The organism is Chloroflexota bacterium, assembly GCA_026710945.1.
Taxonomy (GTDB): domain Bacteria; phylum Chloroflexota; class UBA11872; order VXOZ01; family VXOZ01; genus VXOZ01.
In genome coordinates, this window is record JAPOQA010000054.1 from 139,170 (window position 1) to 160,664 (window position 21,495).

The window sequence follows — 21,495 nt, forward strand, 5'->3', positions numbered from 1 at the left end:
GACCCTTAATCCGGCTGTCGGCTCCAATTCACGAAACCCTCTGTCCCTAGATGGGTTCTTCCCCTTAGACTCTCGTCACCCATACGGGACTGCTCCAGGCTTGGGCGACGCGGCCGTGGACGAGGTCGCGTTGGCGAACACGGACGTAGTAAATGGCGTGGGAAGGTGGTGCCTCGTCGATCCAGTCGAGGCTGAAGTCGAGCGGCGCGCTGCTGCCGGGGAACCACTCTTGATGGACGACGGAGAAGCCTGCCTCCGGTCGGTCGAGGTCGGCGCGCAGAACGTGAATCCAGCGCAAGGGGCCGGTGCCGAGCGCCTCTACATACACGTTCAATGTCTGACCGGCAGCAATACTCGTCTCACCTCCCATCGGTTCGCCGTTCACCGTAAACTCTAGGTAGATGCGGGAACCGGTGGTGCCGTAGGTTTGGCGATTGCGAATGGCGTCAAATACCGCCTCGCGGGTGAGTTCCGGCGCCCATACTGCCATGGTGCCAAAGCCCTCCATGCCGGGTTGTGCGCCGTGATTGTCTGACGAGCCGATAACCCCCAGCTTCAACCCTGCCAGCCAGGCATCCACGGTATAGTTGCCGGGATCCCCCGGGCCGTTAAAGGTGAAGTCGGAAACGTCCATGGAGATGGGGTGGTCCGGCGCGTACTCTTCGCTGAGGCCGTGGGAGGAATAGATTTCGATGGTGGAGCGAAAGCGGGGGTCATCGATGCTCCAATCATGTTTCACGCCGCTACCGGGCCGGGCGAAGCCGCCGGTATGGTGGGGGATGGTGAACATTTTCCCTTCCAGGTTTTCGCGCTCGCCTCGTTGCCATATCTCTTCCAGGTTCTCTTCGTCGTTGTAACGAAGCGGGCTTTCGCCGCCGCGATAGTAGACATTGTGGTGACCGTAGGGCGCGCCGAAACTCGCTTCGTAGCCCAAGATCGTGACGAACGCGCCAGGCTCGTTCCACTTCTCTGTGTATGCAACATTCATCTGCCAGTCGTCCTGGCTCATGCTGCGCCGGTCGTTGTGGTCGGTAGCGCAGTAGATGTCGAGCAGAGAGACGTAGCGCGCGTAGCGAAAGTGGTCGTCGCGGGTGCCCGTGCCGTCCCAAGAATACTGGCTATGGGAGTGAATGTCTCCCCAATAGAGACCGCCCACAGGCGTCCCATCCGCCTCGGCTGCAACCGCAACGACTTTGCTAGGATTGGAAAGGCCGTAGAGTATCCCGTCATTGGAGGTCCCACGTAGGCGCAAAACGCCTTCTGCCGTGGGCGTAATCTCAAGCTCCCGGCAGCCCCACGTTGTGTTGTTGCTCAGCTTGATGGGATTCGATGGGAGCGTGGCCGCGCCGGTCTCGACGACAAGATAGATAGCGGTTTCCGGCGCCGGGACCGGATTGTGGAATTCGTCCAGCGCCACCATGCGTACGCGGGCCGGTCTGCCCACGACCGCCCGGGACTCGAGCACAATGAAGAGCTCCACCGGTGGACCGGGCTCATTGCTGAGCAGCGGCAAGGCGGGATCCGGCAAGAGCGCGAATTCTCCGTCTCCTGCCGTGTCAACCGCCGCGCGCACGCGCTCCGGTGAACCGGTCCACAAGGGCGGCGTGAAGCCGCGGCCGCCTTGGCTCATGTCGCCGTACACAACGTTGATGGTATCGCCGGCGCACAGCGTGCCTTCCGATACTGTCACCTGCACCGTCCACGAGTAGCGACTGCCGGGCGGATAGCCCACATTGCGGCGGTACGCTTTTGCGAATTCACCATCGGTTGCATCCAGTACCTCGTAGCGCAGGCGCACGCCGGGCCGGTCGGTATGCGCCGTTACATAGAACGGCGCGGTGGGGTCCACGCTTTGCAGGCGGCGGCCGGAGTTGCGCCACCATTGGTGCCAGCGTTCCGGCAGCGCCACCTGCAATCCACCGCCCGCGGCAACGCCGTCTTTGCCTACCACATACGTTACAATCCACGTACCCCAAGTTCCCGCACGGCCGTGGTTCGGCGCGATAGATACGGTACCGAGTTCTTGACAGTCTTCAGAGGATGCCATGAGTTTCTACTTTCCATTAGCCGGTGCGGCAGGTTGAACTCTCGTATGAGGCAAGGGGAGGTCTGCGGTACTCCCATGCGCTCTCCCGCGTTTTAGTGGCGGCAAGGAAACGTCGAATTACGTGGACGCGTGGTCGCGAACGCAACGGCACACCAGAGGCGCTCTGCAATTGGCTGGTTCGCGCGTGCTGGCCCGACTCTTTTGACACTTGCCGCGTATATAGCACAATAGCAACCGAAGTACCTACATACAAGGTGCGCCGCGAGTGATGGCAGGATCTACCGATAGATGCCTCCGGAGAGGCTGCCTGCCTGCGGTCATTCTTAGCGGAGCGTCGAACAATGTTCGCGGAATCTCAGGTGCTCGCTGAGCAGCAACGTTGCTTGGCTGGAGACAGCTTAAACTCATCACGCTGTTCAGGGTGACAATCGCAAGGCCCTGCGAGAGATGGGAGCTCTTAGAGCTTGCCCCGTACGTGATACGGGGGCGAACGTTTCTGGTGCAGACAAGACGAGCGTAAATAGGTCCTAAGGGAAAGGTGGACCCTGAGACAAAATACACGAAAAGCGCTTGCCGCTGAATTCGTCGGCACTTTCTGCTTCTTCTTCATCGGCGCGGGAGCTGTAGTCGCCGACGCATTCATGGTCGCGCGCGGCGGTGGTGGGTTGGGGCTCGTGGGCATTGCGCTCGCCAATGGTCTGGCGCTGGCCGCCTTGATTGCGGCATTCGGCGGTTTTTCGGGGGCACACTTCAATCCAGCCGTTACGGTAGCGGCGTTGATCGGCCGCCAAATCACCGCTGTACACGCCGGTCTCTACATTCTGACCCAACTGCTGGCGGCGGTGCTGGCAGGTCTTGCCTTGCGCGCAGTCTTTCCTACCGCAATTTGGCAAGCCGCGAATCTCGGTACCCCCGCCGTGACCGCAGGCGTTTCGATTGGCGCCGCCGTTCTTTTGGAAGCCATTCTTGCCTTCATTCTCGTCATCGTCATCTTCGGCGCCGCCATGGACGCGCCCGCCGGCAAAGCAGGGGGACTTGCCATCGGCCTAACCGTTGCGGCGGCAATCCTCATGGGTGGGGAGCTCACCGGCGCGGCGATGAATCCGGCGCGCACGTTTGGTCCCGCGGTGGCGGCTAACTTCTGGGAAAACCATCTCGTCTATTGGGTCGGCCCACTGTGCGGCGCAATCCTCGCAAGTCTCATTTATAGCCGTTTCTTCATGGCAGCGAAGACAGATTGAATTCCCGGACGAACATAAAGTGCGCCATGTGGTAAAATCCCTGTCAAAGTGTATTGTGAAATGCTGCACAAAGGCCACGCAACGGCTGGCGTCTCGGGGCAGAGGTAACGTATGGAAGTTCAGGCTACTGCGGAGAGTGTATCGCCTACACAGCAAGCGGGCGCACAGCGACGCATTGTCATATACGACACGACGCTGCGTGACGGTGCGCAGGCTGAAGGGCTTTCTTTCGCCGCCGCCGACAAGCTCAAGATTGCCCGTCGGCTAGATGAACTGGGTGTGCATTACGTGGAAGGCGGCTACCCGGGCTCAAACCCTAAAGATCAAGAATTCTTCCGCTTGGCACAGGACATTGATTGGAAGAATATCACCATTACGGCGTTTGGCAGTACCCGGCACAAGTCAACGAGTGTTGAAAACGATCCCGGCGTGAAGGCGCTTATCGGCACGGGCACTCGCGCGGTGTGCATCGTGGGTAAGGCGTGGGACCACCACGTTTCGGCCGTTCTCGACACGACGCTGGAAAACAACCTGGCAATGATCAGCGAGACAATTGCCTACCTCAAGCGCCATGGTCTCGAGGTGTTCTTCGATGCGGAGCACTTCTTCGATGGGTATCGCGCAAGTCCGGAGTACGCAATGGCTGCTCTGCGCGCTGCTCAGGAAGCCGGCGCTGACTGCCTGGTGCTGTGCGATACGAATGGCGGTAGCGTGCCGAACGACGTTAGAAGCGTGACTCGGCGAGTTGTCGCCGAGTTCGACGTGCCCATCGGCATCCACGCGCACAACGATGCTGATCTTGCCACTGCCAATACCCTGACAGCGGTAGAGAGTGGAGCGTCACACGTGCAGGGCACGGTAAACGGTGTTGGCGAGCGCTGCGGCAATGCAAACCTGTGCACCGTGATTCCCAACCTGCAGCTGAAGCTTGGCCACTCGGCTATCAAGTCAGACCAATTGCAGCATCTTTCCGACGTGGCGCGGTTCGTGAGCGAGATTGCCAATATGGCGCTCAATCCCTTCATGCCCTATGTGGGACACTCCGCATTTGCCCACAAGGCCGGGTACCATGCCGACGGCATGGCGAAGAGTCAGATTGCCTACCAACACATTGATCCCGCGCTTGTGGGGAACGAAATGCGGGTGCTCATTTCAGAATTGAGCGGACGCAGCAGCGTGCTATCGCGGGCCGAGCGCTTGGGTCTGCGCCTCTCCCGCCAGAGTGAAGACCTGCACGGCTTGGTGGAAGAGATCAAAGACCTTGAGCAGCGCGGATTTCAATTCGAAGGCGCCGAAGCTTCATTTGAGTTGCTCATCAAGCGTCGCCAGCCCAATTACACGCCGCCATTTTCGCTGTTGGACTTTCTGGTACTAGTCGAAACGCGCGGCGGCAGGAGTATTCTCTCGGAAGCCACCGTCAAGATCCAAGTTGGCGATGAAGTGCAGCACACGGCTGCCGAGGGGAACGGGCCGGTGAACGCTCTGGACACGGCTATGCGTAAGGCCCTCGTTTCCGCCTATCCCCAGCTTGAACGGGTGCGGCTGATGGACTACAAGGTGCGCGTACTCGATGAAAGCAGCGCTACCAGGGCCGGCGTGCGGGTGATGATCGAAAGCACCAACGGCCACTCCGAATGGAGTACGGTGGGTAGCTCCACGAACATCATCGAAGCCAGCTACTCCGCGCTTGCGGACTCCTTGGAGTACGCAATCCTCGTGACAGATAGGTAGCCAGACTGTTGAGACATGCTAATGGCGCCAGCAGCCATTCGGTGTTGCATATTTGATCTTGTCGGCACATTGGTCGACATCCGCCCCGCCGTTCTCGAAGCCACGTTTGCCGCATTGGAACAATGGGCTCCAGGCAAGTTTTCTCGCGAAAGTCTTGCCGAGCAGCTCTCTGGCCCGCTTGAAGACCCCTTTGTTGCCGCCGCCGAAGGACGCGAGCCCGTGGCAAATGAATTGCGCCGGGTCTTCTTGGAGCACTGGGAAGGCCGCCGGCATGAGTCCATCGTGCTGTTTCCCGGCGTCCCGGAAATGCTGGCCGCGCTGGTTGATCTGGGAACGACCGTCGTTGTCCTCTCCGGCAGCACGCGGGCGGCAGGAAGTAGGGACTTGGAATCCAGCGGGCTGGCACCTTTCGTGAGCGCTGTAGTTTTCCAAGACGATATAGAACGGCCCAAGCCCTTTGCCGATGCCGCAACTAAAGCCCTGGAATTGAGTGGCGCATCCGCCCAAGAAGCGCTCCTCATTGGAGAGAGTGACACTGACATCCAGTGCGGCCGCTTGGCAGGAGTAAGCACCGGTGCTGCGCTCTGGGGGGCGGTGGATCAAGAGGCGTTGCTCGGGGAAAAGCCGGACTTTGCATTTGCGCAGCCGTCAGAGGTAGGGGACGTCGTGCGCAAGAGCGAGGACTAGCAGGTAGTGACGCTGGAAAGTGCGGCCGTGTGCAGAACTACTGCCCGGTTGACAGCCCCAAGATTCCAAGTCGCGCACTTATGGGTTCGGTGCGCTACGAACTCCCTGCATGCGCGCCACCCACTCATCGGGCGCATTGATCTCATCCAGCGTCGGCATGGCGTGCTCTGATTCCCAGACGCGGTTGAGAAAGGCCATGTTTTCACTATCCACAACCTGGCGCACAAAGCGCTCACCGAGGCGATATTGCGCGAGCTTAAGGTCAAAACCAAGCAGCCGCATGACGGCCCGCTCCAGCGAACCGCGTTTGCGTTCTTCCAGCCGTTTCCGCATGGTGGGAAATCCGGTAATGAGCTGCTCGCCCAAAGCGTCCATGATGTAGTTGCTGTAGCCCTCCACAAGGCTCATCACACCTTGCACGCGCGCAAGCATGTCTCGTTGTTCCGGCGTCGTGAGGAGACTGACTACCCCACCGAGGCGCTCGCGATCCTCTGTAGCTTCAGCCCCGGGCAAGAGCATCGCGCGCAACGGATGGGAAGACTCGCGGAGTAACTCGCGGAAGCTCTCGACGTACGACTCGATAAGGCTTCCGAGATGCCCTGCAAGCCATGGCGCTACTTGAAATTGTATGGCATGGGTGGTCTCATGAAGCGCGATCCAGAGCCGGAACGCGTCCGGCGGGATGTCGAGACGTTGCTGCAGACGGCGAATGTTGGGTTCAACAAAGTAGATTCTGCTTGACTGATCAAGAGCCGCACCCTCATTGGAGGCGGGCGGCGTCAAGAACGGCATGTCGAATTGACCTAATACGTTGCGCGAAAGAAAGCCCAACACGATACCCATCTGCGCAGACATAGTGAGCTGCATGCTCCCGTGCGCAAGTCGGAACAACGTGTTGCTATTTGACCCGACACTCTCTAGGTACACGTCTTCCAAGGGCTGTAACAGGCGTTGCACAGTGGTGAGATTGCGTTGGACCCATAGGGGACGGTCCAGCACTTCTACTTCATGGCTGCCGGGGGCAGTGGCAAGCTGAATGAAGGGTGTAATCCGATCGTGGCTGAGCTGCACCAGCGCCTGATAGTCTGTGAGGAGAGATTCTCGCGTTCCGCTTGGGAGAACGCCCTCCGGGTTGCGCGCGGCAATGCGCATGGCGATGCGCTCTGTGCGCTGCCAGTCGATGATGTTCGGCTGCACGCGTGTGGCAACTCTGCGGGCAACCAGATACCCTCCGCTTAGAATAAGACCGAGGACGGCGCCGAATAGCGCAGCATTTTTTTGATCGCGCGTCACTGGCAGATCGCAAGCGGCGCGGGCAATACTTGCCAGTTGACTTTGTTACTCGATTGCAATCAAGATCTCCTATTCTGTTGTGCTCCCAAGAATATAACATACCCGCGCCAAGCGCGGGTATGTACGTTTGCTTGCAAACATCGCCTCTAGGTGCGACCGGCCGGCAAGACTCGGCGGATCGCTGCGCTAAGAGTCCCGACAATGATTGCGGTTCACGTGGGTGTTGCCACGGTCTCCTTGCCGGAAGCGGCCTTTACCTTGGCTGCCAGTTCGCTATCCGTACCAGCTTCGACGGCGATCTGCTTGAACTCTTCCGAGCTCATGCCCAGATCGCGCAGCACCTGCTGATCCATGGGGCATGGGTAGATGTACTCGCCGATGTAGCCGCCATGCTGGGCACGTGCCTTATCGGCCATCCGACCTACCCACTCCAGGCCATCAATTACCAGTTCGCGTTCCCGCGGCTTCCATTCCTCTGCCATCGTTTTATCCTTCCTCATCGCTTCAAAGAGATCGACCCGTGTACAAAGACTGTGGCGACGAGTGAGCGTACCAACTCTCCGGGTGTCGTGGGGGCCAAGGGAGTGAGCGCCAACTTCACTGCCTGGTCTAGTTTTCGACCCAGCAAGTTGCTCGGGGAACTTGGCACTCCCAGCTTCCCGTCGAGAAGCAACCGCAAAACCTCGCTCCACACTAACAAGTGATGCATGTCCAACTGTGGGATTTCAATGCACCCACTATCAACGTACCACTGCGCTTCGCCATGGGTCAAGAGGGTCTGAAACGGCTGTGTCGTCGCGCCGGCCGCCACAGCGGCGGCATACTGCGCCAGCCGCGCTTCCGGCCAATCGAGGCCGACGACTGCAAAGTCCACAAACCGTATCTCGGTACCGTCAACAAGCACGTTGCGCGGCGTGCAGTCGCGACCGCCGAACGTCGTTTTGCCGCTGCACATAGATTCTGCTACTACTGTCCATGCTTTACGCAGGGCTGATGTCCAGCCCTGCGGTATCGCGAGACCGCAGAAGTCCGCAAGTCGCTCGTACGTCTCAGGCGCGTGACGGCACCTCGCCCGGACCTCCGTGTGGCGGCGTTCCTGCTCACCTGTTGAGCCAAACGGCATCCGCGCGGCTAGCCCCTGAAAAGCAGTCTCAAGAGCGGTGCAGCCCTGAACTAAGCTTTGGGTCAAATGGCGCAATTCGTGAGACTGCGATTCGCGGAGTTGGCCGGTTTCCTGGATCGCCGCGGCAAGTGTGCGAGACCCTGTCCACTCCGTAATAAGTGTGCGCGCCTCCGGTTGCCATAGTAGTGGGCGCGCAACCGGGGCGCCAAGCCGGTAGAGCATTTCCTGCACACCGTACTCAACATCTCCCGCCCCGGGGTGCGCATGTTGCTTGATTGCAACGTGCGTTCCCGAAGCCAAGACTCCCTGCCAAACTCGCGCTCCCTGAGCGCCACCTCCGGTAACGGGACGCAACAAGCGAATCGGACCAATTGGAGGCTCGATTTGGGCCAGGTGCAGTTGCATTGCGTCAAAATCAAGAGCCCTTGGCACAGTTGCAAGACGTCCTTTGCTTAGGTGTGACGGTAGTAATTGCCGAAACGAGATTCCCGGGAATCCCCTGCCTCATTGGATGCGGCAGGAAGCTAAGGCAGGCAATTTCCAGGTTTTTGTTCGCAGTATTTGGGCTATGGTATCATCACAGTGATTGGTGGGTCGGAGGCGGATAGGCACGAATCGAGTTTAGGTAGTACGCCATGGACACACGTGAACTCGTTGAGCGCTTGCAGGCCATTGTTGGACCGGAGCACGTTGTTCATCTTCCGGAAGACCTCATAGTCTTCGAGCGCGACGCATCAATTGACGCCCAGCTTCCCGCCGCCGTAGCTTTTCCACGCACCACGACTGAAGTCAGTGAGATACTGGTTGTCGCTAATGAATTGAAGGTACCGGTGGTACCGAAGGGCGCCGGAACGGGCCTCTCTGGCGGCGCCGTGCCGGAAGAAAACGGCATACTGCTTTCCGTCAGCCGCATGCGGGACATTCTTGAGATCGACGAAGAGAATCGCACCGCGCTCGTGGAACCTGGGGTGGTAAACCTCGAACTCTCCGACGAAGTTAAGCACTTAGGGCTCTATTATGCTCCGGACCCGTCTAGTCAATATGCGTGTACACTCGGGGGCAATGTCGCCGAGAATTCCGGCGGTGCCCACTGCCTGCGCTATGGCTGCACGATTAATCATGTCATGGGCCTGGAGGTGGTCTTTCCGGGCGGTGAAGTGGCATGGCTTGGCGGCAAGGCGCCGGACGCACCGGGCTATGACCTCCTATGCGCGATTATCGGCTCCGAAGGCACCATGGGTGTGGTGACCAAGATCCTTGTCAAGCTGCTGCCAATTCCGGAAGCAGTAGAGACCTATCTTGCGATTTTCGAGAGTGTCCCAGACTCCTGCCAGGCAGTTTCATCCATCATTGGCAATGGCATCATTCCTGCCGCACTGGAGATTATGGACCAGGTCGTCACCCAAGCAATTGAAGAAGCGCACCATGTCGGCTACCCCTCCGACGCTGGTAGTGTGCTTATCATCGAAATCGACGGCATGCAGGAAGAACTCGACGAACAGCGTGAGGCAATCCTAAGCCTTTGCCGTGAGGCAGGTGCCCGTGAAATCCGAGTGGCGCAGACCGTCGCTGAGCGGGAGGCGGTGTGGAAGGGACGCAAGGGGGCCATCGGCGCATTGGGTCGGCTGGCGCCAAACTACTACATCCAGGATTGTGTCGTACCCCGCACGAAACTACCGGAGATAATGCGCTTTGTTGAAGACGTGGCCGCACGCTACGACATCATTATCGCCAATGTATTTCATGCCGGTGACGGTAACCTGCATCCCAATCTGCTCTTTGACGTGCGCGATAGCGACCAGGTGCAACGGGTTATTGCAGCGGGTGAGGAGATTATTCGCGCGTGCATTGACGCCGGTGGCTCACTCTCGGGGGAACATGGCATCGGCACCGAGAAGCAAGAGTACATGGACTGGCTCTATAGCGAAGAAGACTTGGAGTCCATGCGCAAGCTCAAGCGCGCGTTCGATCCAGATTGGCTGTTCAACCCCACAAAAATATTCCCCACCGGTGAAGGTCCGCATGCAGCGAAAATCCACATTGGCAAGTCTCCGGTCCACTCTACTGCTACTGCGGTCTGGAAGTAGGATGCAGATACGCGTTGCTGACTGAGACACTCCACACCCAGCTCGCTCAGATCGTCTCGCATGATGCGGTCACTACCGAGAGTCCTACTATAGACGGCAAGCAGCCGTCGTTGTGTGTGGCGCCTCGTGCTATTGCAGAATTGGCTGAGGTCGTTGGGGAACTAGACGCCGCCGGGGCTTCAACCACCCCCGTAGGCGGCGGCACCATGCTCGATCTTGGCGCGCCCCCAACTGATACCTGCGTGGCACTCTCCACTGCGGGACTCAATGCGATAGCGGGATACGAACCTGCCGACCTCATTGTGACGGCAGAGGCGGGCGTGGCCGTGGCCGTCTTGCAAGAGACTTTGCGCGAACATGGTCAGACTCTGCCGCTTGAGGTGCCCCGCCCTGAGAGAGCCACGATTGGCGGAGCGGTGGCGGTCAACGCCCATGGGCCTTTGCGGTACACATTCGGCACTGCCAAGGACCTGGTTATGGGAATGCAATTCGTCCAAGGTGACGGCACCCTTGTCAAAAGCGGCGGCGAGGTGGTAAAGAACGTGGCCGGGTTCGGTCTCCACAAGCTGCAGGTCGGCGCCCTCGGTACGTTGGGGGTTATCGCCACAGCCACTTTCAAGGTGTATCCTTTGCCGAAAGCTGATCAGACCCTCATTCTCACATTTGCAGATTCAGGCGCGGCCTTTGCGGCAGCATCCGCCATACGCGCGTACCATCCGGCGGCGGCCGTGGTTGGCAATGCGGTCGCTCAACAGTGTTTGTTTGGCGCAGTTCGTGGCGGCCATGTGCTTCTTGTCCGCTTCATGGGCGCACAAGGAGCTGTGGCTCGGCAGGTCCGCGACGCCTCGGCGGCAGGAACTGCAGGGGGCGGGAATGACGCTGAGGTAGTTTGCGAAAAGGACGGGGTGTCCCTGTGGCAAGCATGCGTGGACGTGGGGTCGGTTGGTGGCCCAGCAGATGTCTTGCTAAAGGCGAGCGCGGTACCAACAGAAGTGAGGCACGTCTATGCAGACCTCTTGCGCTCGGCAGAGCCTCTTGAGGGAGCGGTGGGAGTCTTATCCGACCCTCTCAGCGGCTCACTGAAGTGTGGAGTTCGCTCGGCGGACGGCCAAGAGCAAGACCCCTCTGTCCATTCGGCTACATCGGCAAAACTCCTCAGCTTCTTGCAGCATGCCCGAGCAGTGAGCCAGGAACATGGGGGTAGTTTGATCTTGCAACGAGGCTCGCCGGCGCTCAAGACCGCCTTTGACGTCTGGGGACCGAGTCCTCAGGGACTAAGCGTCATGCGCAGCCTCAAGCAGACTTTCGATCCACGCAACATTCTTAATCCAGGCCGATTCGTAGCGAAGATTTAGCACCATCTCACTTTAGAGAGGCGAGCAAGTCCAACGTGAATACCGATGTCGGCAAGCCAGGGCTCGTTATTCCAGATTCTGACAATGAACGTGTACGCTTTGAAGGCCTTACGGATGAGGACCTTGCCCAATGCGTGCACTGCGGACTTTGTCTCAATGCGTGTCCCACGTACCGGGAAACGGGCCTCGAGATGGAGAGTCCGCGGGGCCGCATCTATCTCGTCAAAGCGGCCAAAGAAGAGCGCATTCCAATCAATGAGACGTTTCTGCAACACATATTCCTTTGTTTGGATTGCCGGGCCTGCGAGACTGCCTGTCCATCGGGAGTACAGTATGGCAAGATCATCGAGGCAGCGCGCGGCGAGGCGACACAAGCGAAGCCCGGTGGGATGGTCCCACGCTTCCTGCGCTGGCTCGTGTTCAAACAAACATTTCCATTTCCCGGCAGACTGAGTCTGGTTGCCAACATCCTCCGTTTCTACCAATCCTCCGGTTTGCAGAAGTTAGTGCGAGGCAGCGGTGTCTTGAAGCTCTTCGGGCAGTTCGGTCATGCCGAAACGATGCTGCCAAAGTTGTCTGACGAATTCTATGCCGCGCCCGACGTGGAGGTAGTCCCAGCTCGTGGTGAGACGAAACGCCGGGTGGGGTTTGTGACCGGTTGCATCATGCCATACTTTTTCGGTGAAACGAATCGGGCAACCGTAAGCGTCCTTACGCGCAATGGGTGCGAGGTGGTGATACCCAAGAGCCAACGCTGCTGCGGCGCTTTAGGTGTCCATGCCGGGGACCGTGAGACAGCCAAAGACTTGGCCCGGCAGAACATTGACGCCTTTGAACCCTATGACTTGGACGTTATCATCAGCAACGCGGCCGGCTGCGGTACTGCGCTCAAGGAGTACGACATTCTGCTTGAGCTTGATCCCAAATATGCCCTCCGCGCCCGCGACTTTTCAGAGAAGGTGAAAGACGTTAGCGAATTCTTAGCCGATATTGAGGTAGACACGTCGTTTGGGCCGGTAAACAAGCGCGTAACGTATCAAGATGCTTGCCACCTGGCGCACGGACAGCGGGTGCGAGCACAGCCGCGCGCCCTGCTGCAAGCAATACCGGGACTTGAATTTGTAGAGATGAAGAACTCCGATCACTGTTGCGGCAGCGCAGGCGTATATAACGTTGTGCAGGCCGACATGGCGCAGCGCATTGTAGCGCCGAAAGTCAAGAATATCGCGGCAACGGACGCTGAACTCGTCGTTGTTGGCAATCCGGGTTGTATGTTGCAAATGGACAGCGCCCTGGCTGCAAGCGGAGAAACAACGCGATCAATTCACACAATGGAACTGCTTGAAGAAGCCTATCAGGCAGCGGAGAGCAATGAGCACGATAATTCTAACGCATGAGCCATTCTTGTATCCTATAGCTGTGGGGAGCGGAAGCGACGTGATACTGGATGCACGAATGTTGGTGCGCGCAATTACCGAGGGTTAGAGACACTGCTGGAAGGAGTACTGTGAAATGGTGGAGAACGGGGGAAATGGCGTAAAGGACCTTACGATTATTGGAGGTGGCCCTACGGGGTTGTTTGGGCTTTTCTACGCCGGAGTGCGCCATCTCGATACACAGCTTGTGGAAGCAATGGATGAAATAGGCGGCGCCCTTTCAGCCCTATACGCGGTGAAGAACGTCTACGATATGGCTGGCTTCCCGGCGATCCTCGCCAAGGATCTGGTTGCGGCTTTGCATGAGCAGGCGGACCAGTGGCAATATCCCATATTTCTTTCACAGAAAATAACGGAACTTGAAGAGCGCGACGGCGTCTACGTGCTCCATTCGCAGAGCGGCCAGGAATTCAAGAGCAAGACCGTACTCATTGCCAACGGCAATGGCTCGCTGGCGCCGCGCAAATTGAAGATTCCCGGCATCGAGCCCCTGGAAGACAAGCAGGTCTTCTATACTGTCAAAAACCTGGAAACGTTCCGCGACAAGCGTGTGCTGATCATTGGTGGGGGAGACTCGGCACTCGACTGGGCGCTTGAACTTGAGAAAGTCGCAAAGATGGCGACGCTCATTCACCGCCTGCCGGTCTGGCAGGCGCACGAGGCGACAGTTCGCCAACTCATTTACTCGGAGGTGGACGTGCACTTCCCCCGGCATGAAGCCAGTGAGTTGCACGTAACTGACGGCAAGCTCACGGGAGTCACCATCACGAATCTCACATCGAAAGAGACTTTCGATCTTGAAGTGGACATAATCCTGATTTGCATTGGATTCCTGATGGATACGACTGTCATACGAAAGTGGGGGGTTGACCTTGAAGGCAGGAAGGGCATCAAGGTAGATCCCGCGACGATGGTTACGAGCCGACCCGGTGTCTATGCTGCAGGCGATATTGCCGCTTACGAGGGGAAGATCAATCTGATTGCGTGCGGAGCGTCCGAGGCGGCTATGGCAGTGAATCAAGCAGTGCGGTATATTAACCCCGATGCTCGGCTCGCTCCGGGTCACAGTAGTGATATGGATATCTTTACCAAACGCGATAAGCCGGAGACATAGCCGCCACCACGCGAACACAGTGGAGGACAGCCATTGGCTACGCCACCGAGAGAAGTCGAAAGCGTTGATGCCGCTAAATACGCCGCATTAGCGCGCGAGATTGAGGAGTGCAAGCAAGAGCCGGGCTCGACGCTCGATATGCTTCATGCTGTGCAACGGCAATTTGGTTATCTGGAGCCCACAGCCGTGGGCATGGTGGCGGAGGCCCTGGGGCAGACAAAGGCGCAGCTATATGGCGTCGCGACATTCTACACAATGTTCTTCTTTGAGCCGAAGCCGCCCGTTATCGCGCGCGTGTGCGTGAATCTCTCGTGTCACCTGCGCGGCGCGCAGGAGGTGCTGCATACGTTGGAAGAGGCAGCCGCAGCGCAGCCAGACGCATTTGAAGTGGAAGAGGTAATGTGCCTGGGACTTTGTGAGCAGGCGCCGGCGCTATTGATCAACGAGGTTGCAGTGGGGCAGGTGACTGGATCAGAAGCTCTCGAAAAGGTTCAGGCTAAAGTTGCAGCCAGCAGTGAAAGTGGTTAGTGCGCAGATGTAGCCCGACGGCCGCGAGGAGCGAACAGCATGGAGCAGGTCTGCCTGCGGCGAATACACAATGAGAATTCTCAGGACATCGAGTCTTACATGGCGCATGATGGCTATGCCGCTCTGCGCAAAGCACTGACTGAGATGACCCCTTCAGCCGTGCACGATGAGGTGCGCGCCGCAAACATGGGTGGTCGTGGCGGGGCCGGGTTTCCCACGGCAATGAAGTGGAATTTCCTGGTGGGAGCTCGGGGTGAGCCCAAGTACGTCCTGTGCAATTTCGATGAAAGTGAACCCGGTACTTTTTCCAACCGTGTCATTGGCGAGGAAGACCCCCATCTCTTGGTGGAGGGCTGTTTGCTGGCAGCCTACGCTACCGGATGTTCCATCATCTTCATTTATATCCGGGGTGAATACTTCTTAGCATATGAACGAGTCAAGCACGCCATAGAACAGGCCTACGAGCGCGGCCTCATCGGCAAGAACATACTCGGCACCGACTTCTCCGTGGAATTGTACTTACGGCGTGGCGCGGGAGCGTACATCGTCGGCGAAGAAACCGCCATTATGAACTCCCTTGAAGGGAAGAGAGGCTACCCACGCGCACGACCGCCCTTCCCTGCCAATGAAGGTCTTTTCGGCAAACCCACGCTCATTAATAATGTGGAGACTCTCTCCAATCTCTCCGATATTGTCCTCAATGGCGGTGAGAGGTGGAGTAACCTGGGAGTAAACGAGGGGTCCGGTTTAAATGTCTACTGCGTTTCTGGCCACGTTGAGCGCCCGGGGGTTTACGAACTGCCGATGGGAACCACCGCGCGGGAACTGATTTACGAACATGCAGGTGGAGTTTGGCAGGGACGAACGCTCAAGGCTTGGAAGCCGGGTGGAGCGTCCAGCGCCATCTTGCCTGCCGATATGATCGATCTTGTCCTCGACTTCAAACCGGTGCAGGCGGCCGGAACCATCCTGGGTACGGCGGGCGTCATCGTTATGGACGACCACTCCTGCGTTGTCGACGCGGCAATCCGGGATGCAACGTTTTTTGAGGAAGAGTCCTGCGGCTTCTGCTTCCCTTGCCGCGACGGTACCCGGGTCCTCCGCATGTTGGTGGAGCGTGTCCGCCACGGCGTGGCTGCGCCCGATACCATCGACCTCATTGAACATGCTTCCACCGATATGATGGGCGCATCGTTCTGCGGACTCGGCCAGTTTGCCCCTTGGCCGGTGGTGAGCACCGTACGTAACTTCCGCCAAGAGTACGATGCTCACATTATAGAAAAAGTGTGCCCGGCAGGCGTGTGTCCCATGGACGGCACAGAGCCGAACGAGCACGTCGACCGTCGCACTCTCCAAGAGATGCTCGTGGCGCAAAAGGGCGGAGTGCTGGCATAGATCAGGGTCACGTCTCTAAGCCGGCACTATTAGAGTTCGAACTGTTTGCGCTGCCCCTTGCCTTGGCTTCCTGGACTTTCTCAGCCTTGATCGCAATTGTGTGCCTCGGTATAAACTGGGCGGACATGTCCATTTAGCGATCGCGGCACTCTTTCCTGAGCAGGGCTATTCCCGCTGGTTTTACGCGTCCGTCTCTGCATCTTGCTCCGCTACGAAGACATTTGGTACCTTCAAAATAATTCCCGCGCTCAGTGCGAAGAATCCCGCCATCATGATGAAGACGGCGGTGTAGCCCAGCAGCGGTTGAATGCCGTTGAAGGTGTCCAGCACGACGCCCGCGCTGAGGCTGCCGAGCGCGTCCCCACCGGCAGTCGCCAAGTTGGTGAGGCCCATGTACAGGCCGGGCGCTCTGGGATCGGGGATGAGGTCAATCGCCAAAGCCCAATCCGCGGCAGTGAACATTCCAACAGCCCCACCGAGCACGGCAAATCCAACGAGAAGGGTTGCGAAATTTGTCGTAAAGAGCAGAATCAAGGATGCAACCAACCCTACACTGCAGGCGGCGAAAACCAGGCTGCGCCGGTCTATGCGGTCTGAAATCCAGCCAGCCGGTACTGTGACCAGTCCCGCCACTACGATGAGCACCCCAAGCGCCATGGTCACAGAGAGGCCGGCATTCTCGCTTATGCCAAGGCGTTCGCGCACGAAGAAGAGCAGAATCTGGTCTGCAGCCAGCAGTCCCATGAAAAAGAACAAACGGGAGAGCAGGATCCAAGTGAACCCCGGCCTCGAACGCAACTCCGCAAGGCGCGTGCGAAACTCGCTGAGTACCCCGGAAAACTCCGGTTTCTCCGCCAACGGCTCCTCGCGGATGGTGAGAGTGGAGATCACTGCCACCATCACGAGTACGCCGGCAGCGACGAAGAGGTAATTCCCCGGTTGCCCGCGATCCAGGAATTGTCCGGCAACGAGCGCACCTAGCAGGACACCAAGCTGGTTAGCCAGGCCGAAAAACCCCGATGCGCGTCCCCGCTGGTTCTGCGGCACAAGATCGGGGATGATGCCCTGGTACGGCCCGTGCGCGCTATTGGACGAAAGCTGTAGCAGGACAACCACCGCAAAGAGCAGGGCATAGGTGCTGACCGCGGCCATCAGCAAGAGAAAGAGAGCGCTCAAGAGCGAGCCCAAGAGCATGTACGGCTTGCGGCGGCCCCATCGCGCAGTCGTGCGGTCGCTCACCGCGCCCATAACTGGCTGGACGACAATGGCAACCATGAGGCCGACGGAAACTAGGACGCCCAGGTAGGTGCCCTTGTGCGCCGGGCCCACCAGTGCTTCAACGCGGTCAGGCAGGTAGACTACATTCAGACCCGCCCAAACAGTTGAGAGTCCCAGCCAAAAGACACTGATCCGGGCTAGGTACGGTAGGGAAACACGTTCTCGGTTGCTACGCGACATTACCTCTCCTCAATTGCGGCGAAGTGTGCAGGGACTGGTATTGCAAAAGTGAATTTCTGCCTGCCGTGACCGCGCCTCGCCGCTACCGACCGGCACACTGGCGCATGTCTTCTACTGCACGCCGATTGTCTTGGTGCCCCGCTCGTCCATCTCCCCATCTCGGCGATCTTGCAGAAGCCGCCCGCCCCTGTAGAAGAAATAGCACGCGCCGATCTGGATGACATGATACAAGTCATTGTGATTGAAATGGCGGTGAAGCTTGATCTTGCGTATCTGAACGAATGCGGCGAGCAGCGAAATGAAGACTCCGCTCAGCAAGTACCGTGAGTCTCCGGCGCCTCTACGGAAAACGTAAGGCACATGAAACGCCGCGACACCCGCCATAGCGGATCCGTAGTCGATGATTACGTAGAGAAACTTGCCGCGGGATGCCATCCAACCGCAGTATGCCATCAGCTTTAGTAGCGTGCCCACGAGCAGTTTGCCCTTGAGCGGCTGCGACGTGGACGCTACCACCGTGCTCGCAAACATGCCTGCGCTCGTGAACCCGGTGGCCAGCGTCGTCCCTTTCCACAGCTTGCGCCGCAACGCAGGCGACTGGTCCCCCACGGCATGCGACGTGCCGCCAAGCACTGCCGCAACTGCTGCGGCAAGGAATCCTATGCCCCATGTGATCTGGGAGAACTGGCGCTGCGAGATCCCTTGCCGTAGCAGAGCGATACCCCACTTGGCATTGCACAATGCAAGCAGCAAGTCGGTCAAGACTGTCATCGGTTCATTGATCTTGATGGAGCATTACTCCTCGTTGGGCGTTAGTTCGCATAGCCGGACGCATCTTGAACCCAACGCCAATTGGGAAATCAGCACCGTAAACATTCACAGTGTCAAACGCAGCGCTCGTGCAGACGTAAGTATTGCCACGCCGTAACTCGACGATGACTACATGAAAGCGTGCCACGTGGTGAATGTCTTCGGACTACAATACGCTAGGAGTGTCCTCGCATACAACAGTCGACGGATTCTGCTGCCGCCTCCGACCCTAAACCACTGGTGAAAGGTGACAATACTTAGCCCATCGAGTCAGCAAACATCGCGGCGTAGTGGCGATGCCAGTCGCTTTGGAACCGCTCGCCCGGATCGTAACGCCGCTTCAGTTGGAGAAACTCCGGTAACTGTGGATAGCACTCCTCCACCTGCGCGCGGGTGGCGTGCTTGTGGTATGTCAGGTAGTAGCTGCCGCCGTACTGGATCGCGCGGTCGATCAGGCGGCGGAAGGCTGCCGCGGCGCTTGCCTGACCTTCCGGTGTGTGCGACACGTGTAGATTGAAGATGACGCAGGCAAAGCTCTCTCGCGCCCAGGCCAGAAAGCTCTCCTCATCACGTACCACAAGTCGGATGGTGCCATAGACGACTTGAGTCTTGTGTTGCCGGAAGTCCTCGCGAACGTCACGCATGAAAGCCGCCAGGGATTGGCGCGGCACATAGACTTCGGTGATGACTTCCGTTGCCGGGGCCGCAGCGCCGACGTATTGGTCGAGCATGCGGTGGTAGTTTTCCTCGTAGTAGCCGAGCTGATGCAGGTCCGACCAATATATCTGGCCGTTGGTTGCGAGGTAGTGCGTAACGTACTGCTCAAATGCCTGCGGCTTATTCACGTGGGCAAAGAGAATCAAGCGCCGCCAATCGTCAACGGAAAGCTCCCGCTGCTCATCTGATATTGGCGTATCCGGCGCGACCGGACGGTAGCAGGAAAACACACCTTTCGTCAGATAGCCTTCAGAAGAATCATCAATTGAGTATTGGAAGTCGCCGTAGAGGAAACCTTCCTCGATCCGTTGCGCAAATGCCGGCATGAGTTCATCAATATCGACTACAGTGACAGTGCGCTGGAGCTTCTGCCGCGGCAAAAGCCGCAGCGTTACGCTATATACCACGCCAAAAAGCCCGTATCCTCCAACTACCAGTCGAAAGAGCTCACTGTTTTCTGTGCGGCTGCAATTCAAGGCATTCCCGTTGGCATCAACCAGAACGAACGATTCAACGTCAGTGATTATCGGTCGCATGCGGAGACCCCGGCCGTGCACGTTAGCTGCCAGCGCACCGCCCATGCTCATCCGGTCTCCCCCGGTCTGCTTCTGAGCGATAGCCCATTGCGACGGATGCGCCGGCGCTGCTTGTCGAATGGCTGCGATGAGCTCCGGCCAGTAGATGCCCGCTTCTACTGTGATTAAGCCTGCATCGGCGTCGAAGTCTAGCACCCGATTCAGCGGCACCGTATCCATGAGGATTGTGTCGCTGCCGAACTGTTGCGCTCCCATAGCATGCCGTCCACCGGCAATAGAGAGCGACTTCCCTTCCCTCTGCGCAGTGGCGATGGCAGACTGGATTGCTTGCAGCGAATCAACAGGAACGACCCGATCAACGGTGGTGGGATTGAGTTGTGAGTGGATGTCGTTGACGTCGACGCCGGACATGTGTGCATGTGCTCCTTTTGCTAGCTGCCGCGCAAGACTGTGGGGGCGAAGTTTGGAATATCGGTAGCGATTGGAAAATACGGGCGCGGCGCCTTGTGATAGGTAAAGTGCCGCAGTGTCGGCGGTGTGGCGCCGGACGTATCCAGGACGAATTCGCCTTGCGCAAATTCACCATAGGTTTGGCTATAGTTCATCGGATTCTTGGCGACGATGAATTTTGCGCCTGCGATGTCCATGTCCAGTGCGCGGAATTGCTCGTCCCGCCACTCATACGTGCCATACGTCGTAATCAAGATTTGAGCACTGCCACACTCCAGTACCGCCGATGGCCCCATGGTCGCCCACTCGCCTGCCCAGATGCCGCCGGTATACTGAAACTTTCCATCACTTAAGGATCTGACGACACCGGAAATGATCTGCGGACTGCCCCACTGGGGATCGACCTTGTGCCCTAGCGTCACCGTAACCGTGCGGCCTTCACCGGCTTCATGACAGAGCGCGGCCGCTTCGGGGTCTACCACTGGAACAATGGCAAACCCTTCGCTGAGATTCTTAAGGACAGGGATAGTAGCCACGCTGTCTCCGGCAGCTCCGCCGCCGACGCAGTCAGCGCACTCGATCAGAATGACGGGTCCGCCTGGAATCTTGAGCCCCGCTTCAACCGCCTCCTCAGGAGCGAGCGTATCCGGCTCCAGGGCGAAGCGCTTCTCCCACATGAGGTCGGCAATCTGTAGAGCCAGGCCCACTGCCCGCGCTTCATCGCCGTCCGTAATCACCAGGCCGCCCCCACCTAGTTCCGGCACATCAATTGTCGCGTGGGCGTGGAACGCGCTGGTGGACAAGACTCCCGGTTGCTCTTCAAATGACTTTGCCAGGCGCATCACGTCGGCAAAGGGGCCGTCACCCACCGTGCTCGCATTGATGGCGCTGGTAAAAATTGGCACTTTGGCCATTGCCATGGCGGGACGAAATGCGCCGTCGAGTGTTCCAAGTAAGAGCCGCGCCCCACGCACACCGGTAGTAAACGGGTCAACGTGTGGATATGTCTCCCACGCCACGAGACCGTCGGCGTGACGCATCATCTGGGTTGTCACGTTGGCGTGCAGGTCAAGCGTCCCGACGATTGGCACGTCCGGCCCTACGATCTTCCGCGCGGCTGTGATGAGATCGCCCTCCACGTCATCGACTTCCGTCGAGACCGCTGCCCCGTGCAGCGCCAGCAGCACGCCGTCCACGGGCAGGGCATTGCTGAGATCTTCCAGCAGGTCTGTCTTGAGCCGGTCATAGCAATCGTGCGCAATCGGCCCACCGGGGTAGGCGCTCGCCACGACAAGCGGCACAATGTCGGCGTTCTGCTCCTGTAGCGTCTGCAACATGCCGCCAACAGCGCCGCCAGCGATTGACATAACTTCATTTCCGCGCGCGAGTTGGCTGCGGGCGAACTCGGCCCGCTCGATCAACTTACCGCCGAACTGGTTGCATTCGGTCAAGATCGAGCCTACGGCAACCCGATGCGATTGCTTCAT

At 58.5% G+C, this 21,495-nt stretch carries 17 protein-coding genes; 9 read left to right on the forward strand and 8 right to left on the reverse strand.

Annotated features, from left to right (window positions below; genetic code table 11):
- Nucleotides 1–64: 64 nt before the first annotated feature.
- On the reverse strand, nucleotides 65–2,047 hold the full coding sequence (locus OXE05_11005) for a DUF3604 domain-containing protein (GenBank protein ID MCY4437850.1): 1,983 nt from the start codon (nucleotides 2,045–2,047) through the stop codon (nucleotides 65–67).
- A gap of 545 nt (nucleotides 2,048–2,592) precedes the next feature.
- Between OXE05_11005 and OXE05_11010 the strand changes: the two genes are divergently transcribed.
- The 3 genes from OXE05_11010 to OXE05_11020 all read left to right on the forward strand — a co-directional run bounded on the left by OXE05_11010 (nucleotide 2,593) and on the right by OXE05_11020 (nucleotide 5,706).
- Nucleotides 2,593–3,288: an aquaporin gene (locus OXE05_11010; protein ID MCY4437851.1), complete on the forward strand. Its 696-nt coding sequence runs from the start codon at nucleotides 2,593–2,595 to the stop codon at nucleotides 3,286–3,288.
- A 111-nt stretch (nucleotides 3,289–3,399) separates the two neighbouring features.
- Nucleotides 3,400–5,019, forward strand: a complete 1,620-nt coding sequence (gene cimA / locus OXE05_11015; protein ID MCY4437852.1) for a citramalate synthase — start codon at nucleotides 3,400–3,402, stop codon at nucleotides 5,017–5,019.
- Nucleotides 5,020–5,040: 21 nt separating this feature from the next.
- Nucleotides 5,041–5,706: an HAD hydrolase-like protein gene (locus OXE05_11020; GenBank protein MCY4437853.1), complete on the forward strand. Its 666-nt coding sequence runs from the start codon at nucleotides 5,041–5,043 to the stop codon at nucleotides 5,704–5,706.
- Between the two features lie 78 nt (nucleotides 5,707–5,784).
- Here the strand turns inward: OXE05_11020 and OXE05_11025 are convergent, their stop codons facing one another.
- From OXE05_11025 to OXE05_11035, 3 genes are all read right to left on the reverse strand, one after another.
- Complete coding sequence (locus OXE05_11025; GenBank protein ID MCY4437854.1) at nucleotides 5,785–6,999, reverse strand: zinc-dependent metalloprotease; 1,215 nt, start codon at nucleotides 6,997–6,999, stop codon at nucleotides 5,785–5,787.
- Nucleotides 7,000–7,211: 212 nt separating this feature from the next.
- Nucleotides 7,212–7,481: a DUF5069 domain-containing protein gene (locus OXE05_11030; protein MCY4437855.1), complete on the reverse strand. Its 270-nt coding sequence runs from the start codon at nucleotides 7,479–7,481 to the stop codon at nucleotides 7,212–7,214.
- Between the two features lie 14 nt (nucleotides 7,482–7,495).
- Nucleotides 7,496–8,422 (reverse strand): hypothetical protein, encoded by a 927-nt coding sequence (locus OXE05_11035; protein ID MCY4437856.1) that lies wholly within the window; start codon nucleotides 8,420–8,422, stop codon nucleotides 7,496–7,498.
- Between the two features lie 335 nt (nucleotides 8,423–8,757).
- Here OXE05_11035 and OXE05_11040 point away from each other — a divergent pair, with 335 nt between their 5' ends.
- From OXE05_11040 to nuoF, 6 genes are all read left to right on the forward strand, one after another.
- Nucleotides 8,758–10,209 carry an FAD-binding protein gene (locus OXE05_11040; protein ID MCY4437857.1) on the forward strand — a complete coding sequence of 484 codons (1,452 nt, stop codon included), beginning with the start codon at nucleotides 8,758–8,760 and terminating at the stop codon, nucleotides 10,207–10,209.
- A gap of 14 nt (nucleotides 10,210–10,223) precedes the next feature.
- Nucleotides 10,224–11,564 carry an FAD-binding oxidoreductase gene (locus OXE05_11045; protein ID MCY4437858.1) on the forward strand — a complete coding sequence of 447 codons (1,341 nt, stop codon included), beginning with the start codon at nucleotides 10,224–10,226 and terminating at the stop codon, nucleotides 11,562–11,564.
- 35 nt (nucleotides 11,565–11,599) lie between these two features.
- Nucleotides 11,600–12,961 (forward strand): (Fe-S)-binding protein, encoded by a 1,362-nt coding sequence (locus tag OXE05_11050; protein MCY4437859.1) that lies wholly within the window; start codon nucleotides 11,600–11,602, stop codon nucleotides 12,959–12,961.
- A gap of 115 nt (nucleotides 12,962–13,076) precedes the next feature.
- Complete coding sequence (locus tag OXE05_11055) at nucleotides 13,077–14,114, forward strand: NAD(P)/FAD-dependent oxidoreductase (protein MCY4437860.1); 1,038 nt, start codon at nucleotides 13,077–13,079, stop codon at nucleotides 14,112–14,114.
- Nucleotides 14,115–14,147: 33 nt separating this feature from the next.
- Nucleotides 14,148–14,642, forward strand: a complete 495-nt coding sequence (locus OXE05_11060; GenBank protein ID MCY4437861.1) for an NAD(P)H-dependent oxidoreductase subunit E — start codon at nucleotides 14,148–14,150, stop codon at nucleotides 14,640–14,642.
- Nucleotides 14,643–14,681: 39 nt separating this feature from the next.
- Nucleotides 14,682–16,037, forward strand: a complete 1,356-nt coding sequence (gene nuoF / locus OXE05_11065; GenBank protein ID MCY4437862.1) for an NADH-quinone oxidoreductase subunit NuoF — start codon at nucleotides 14,682–14,684, stop codon at nucleotides 16,035–16,037.
- A 180-nt stretch (nucleotides 16,038–16,217) separates the two neighbouring features.
- Here nuoF and OXE05_11070 read toward each other — a convergent pair whose 3' ends face one another.
- The 4 genes from OXE05_11070 to OXE05_11085 form a co-directional block, all read right to left on the reverse strand.
- Nucleotides 16,218–17,495 (reverse strand): MFS transporter, encoded by a 1,278-nt coding sequence (locus OXE05_11070; protein ID MCY4437863.1) that lies wholly within the window; start codon nucleotides 17,493–17,495, stop codon nucleotides 16,218–16,220.
- A gap of 111 nt (nucleotides 17,496–17,606) precedes the next feature.
- The gene (locus tag OXE05_11075) at nucleotides 17,607–18,266 is read right to left on the reverse strand and encodes a hypothetical protein (GenBank protein ID MCY4437864.1); all 660 of its coding nucleotides are present in this window, start codon (nucleotides 18,264–18,266) and stop codon (nucleotides 17,607–17,609) included.
- Between the two features lie 296 nt (nucleotides 18,267–18,562).
- Nucleotides 18,563–19,969: an FAD-binding oxidoreductase gene (locus OXE05_11080; GenBank protein MCY4437865.1), complete on the reverse strand. Its 1,407-nt coding sequence runs from the start codon at nucleotides 19,967–19,969 to the stop codon at nucleotides 18,563–18,565.
- A 20-nt stretch (nucleotides 19,970–19,989) separates the two neighbouring features.
- Nucleotides 19,990–21,495 carry a M81 family metallopeptidase gene (locus OXE05_11085; GenBank protein MCY4437866.1) on the reverse strand — a complete coding sequence of 502 codons (1,506 nt, stop codon included), beginning with the start codon at nucleotides 21,493–21,495 and terminating at the stop codon, nucleotides 19,990–19,992.

Excerpts from the sequence above, each read along its gene's own strand:
- OXE05_11040 (MCY4437857.1), top strand. The coding sequence starts at position 8,758 with ATGGACACACGTGAACTCGTTGAGCGCTTGCAGGCCATTGTTGGACCG.
- OXE05_11020 (MCY4437853.1), top strand. The coding sequence starts at position 5,041 with ATGGCGCCAGCAGCCATTCGGTGTTGCATATTTGATCTTGTCGGCACA.
- OXE05_11005 (MCY4437850.1), bottom strand. The coding sequence starts at position 2,047 with ATGGCATCCTCTGAAGACTGTCAAGAACTCGGTACCGTATCTATCGCG.
- OXE05_11055 (MCY4437860.1), top strand. The coding sequence starts at position 13,077 with ATGGTGGAGAACGGGGGAAATGGCGTAAAGGACCTTACGATTATTGGA.
- OXE05_11070 (MCY4437863.1), bottom strand. The coding sequence starts at position 17,495 with ATGTCGCGTAGCAACCGAGAACGTGTTTCCCTACCGTACCTAGCCCGG.
- cimA (MCY4437852.1), top strand. The coding sequence starts at position 3,400 with ATGGAAGTTCAGGCTACTGCGGAGAGTGTATCGCCTACACAGCAAGCG.
- nuoF (MCY4437862.1), top strand. The coding sequence starts at position 14,682 with ATGGAGCAGGTCTGCCTGCGGCGAATACACAATGAGAATTCTCAGGAC.
- OXE05_11075 (MCY4437864.1), bottom strand. The coding sequence starts at position 18,266 with ATGACAGTCTTGACCGACTTGCTGCTTGCATTGTGCAATGCCAAGTGG.
- OXE05_11030 (MCY4437855.1), bottom strand. The coding sequence starts at position 7,481 with ATGGCAGAGGAATGGAAGCCGCGGGAACGCGAACTGGTAATTGATGGC.
- OXE05_11080 (MCY4437865.1), bottom strand. The coding sequence starts at position 19,969 with ATGTCCGGCGTCGACGTCAACGACATCCACTCACAACTCAATCCCACC.
- OXE05_11085 (MCY4437866.1), bottom strand. The coding sequence starts at position 21,495 with ATGAAGCAATCGCATCGGGTTGCCGTAGGCTCGATCTTGACCGAATGC.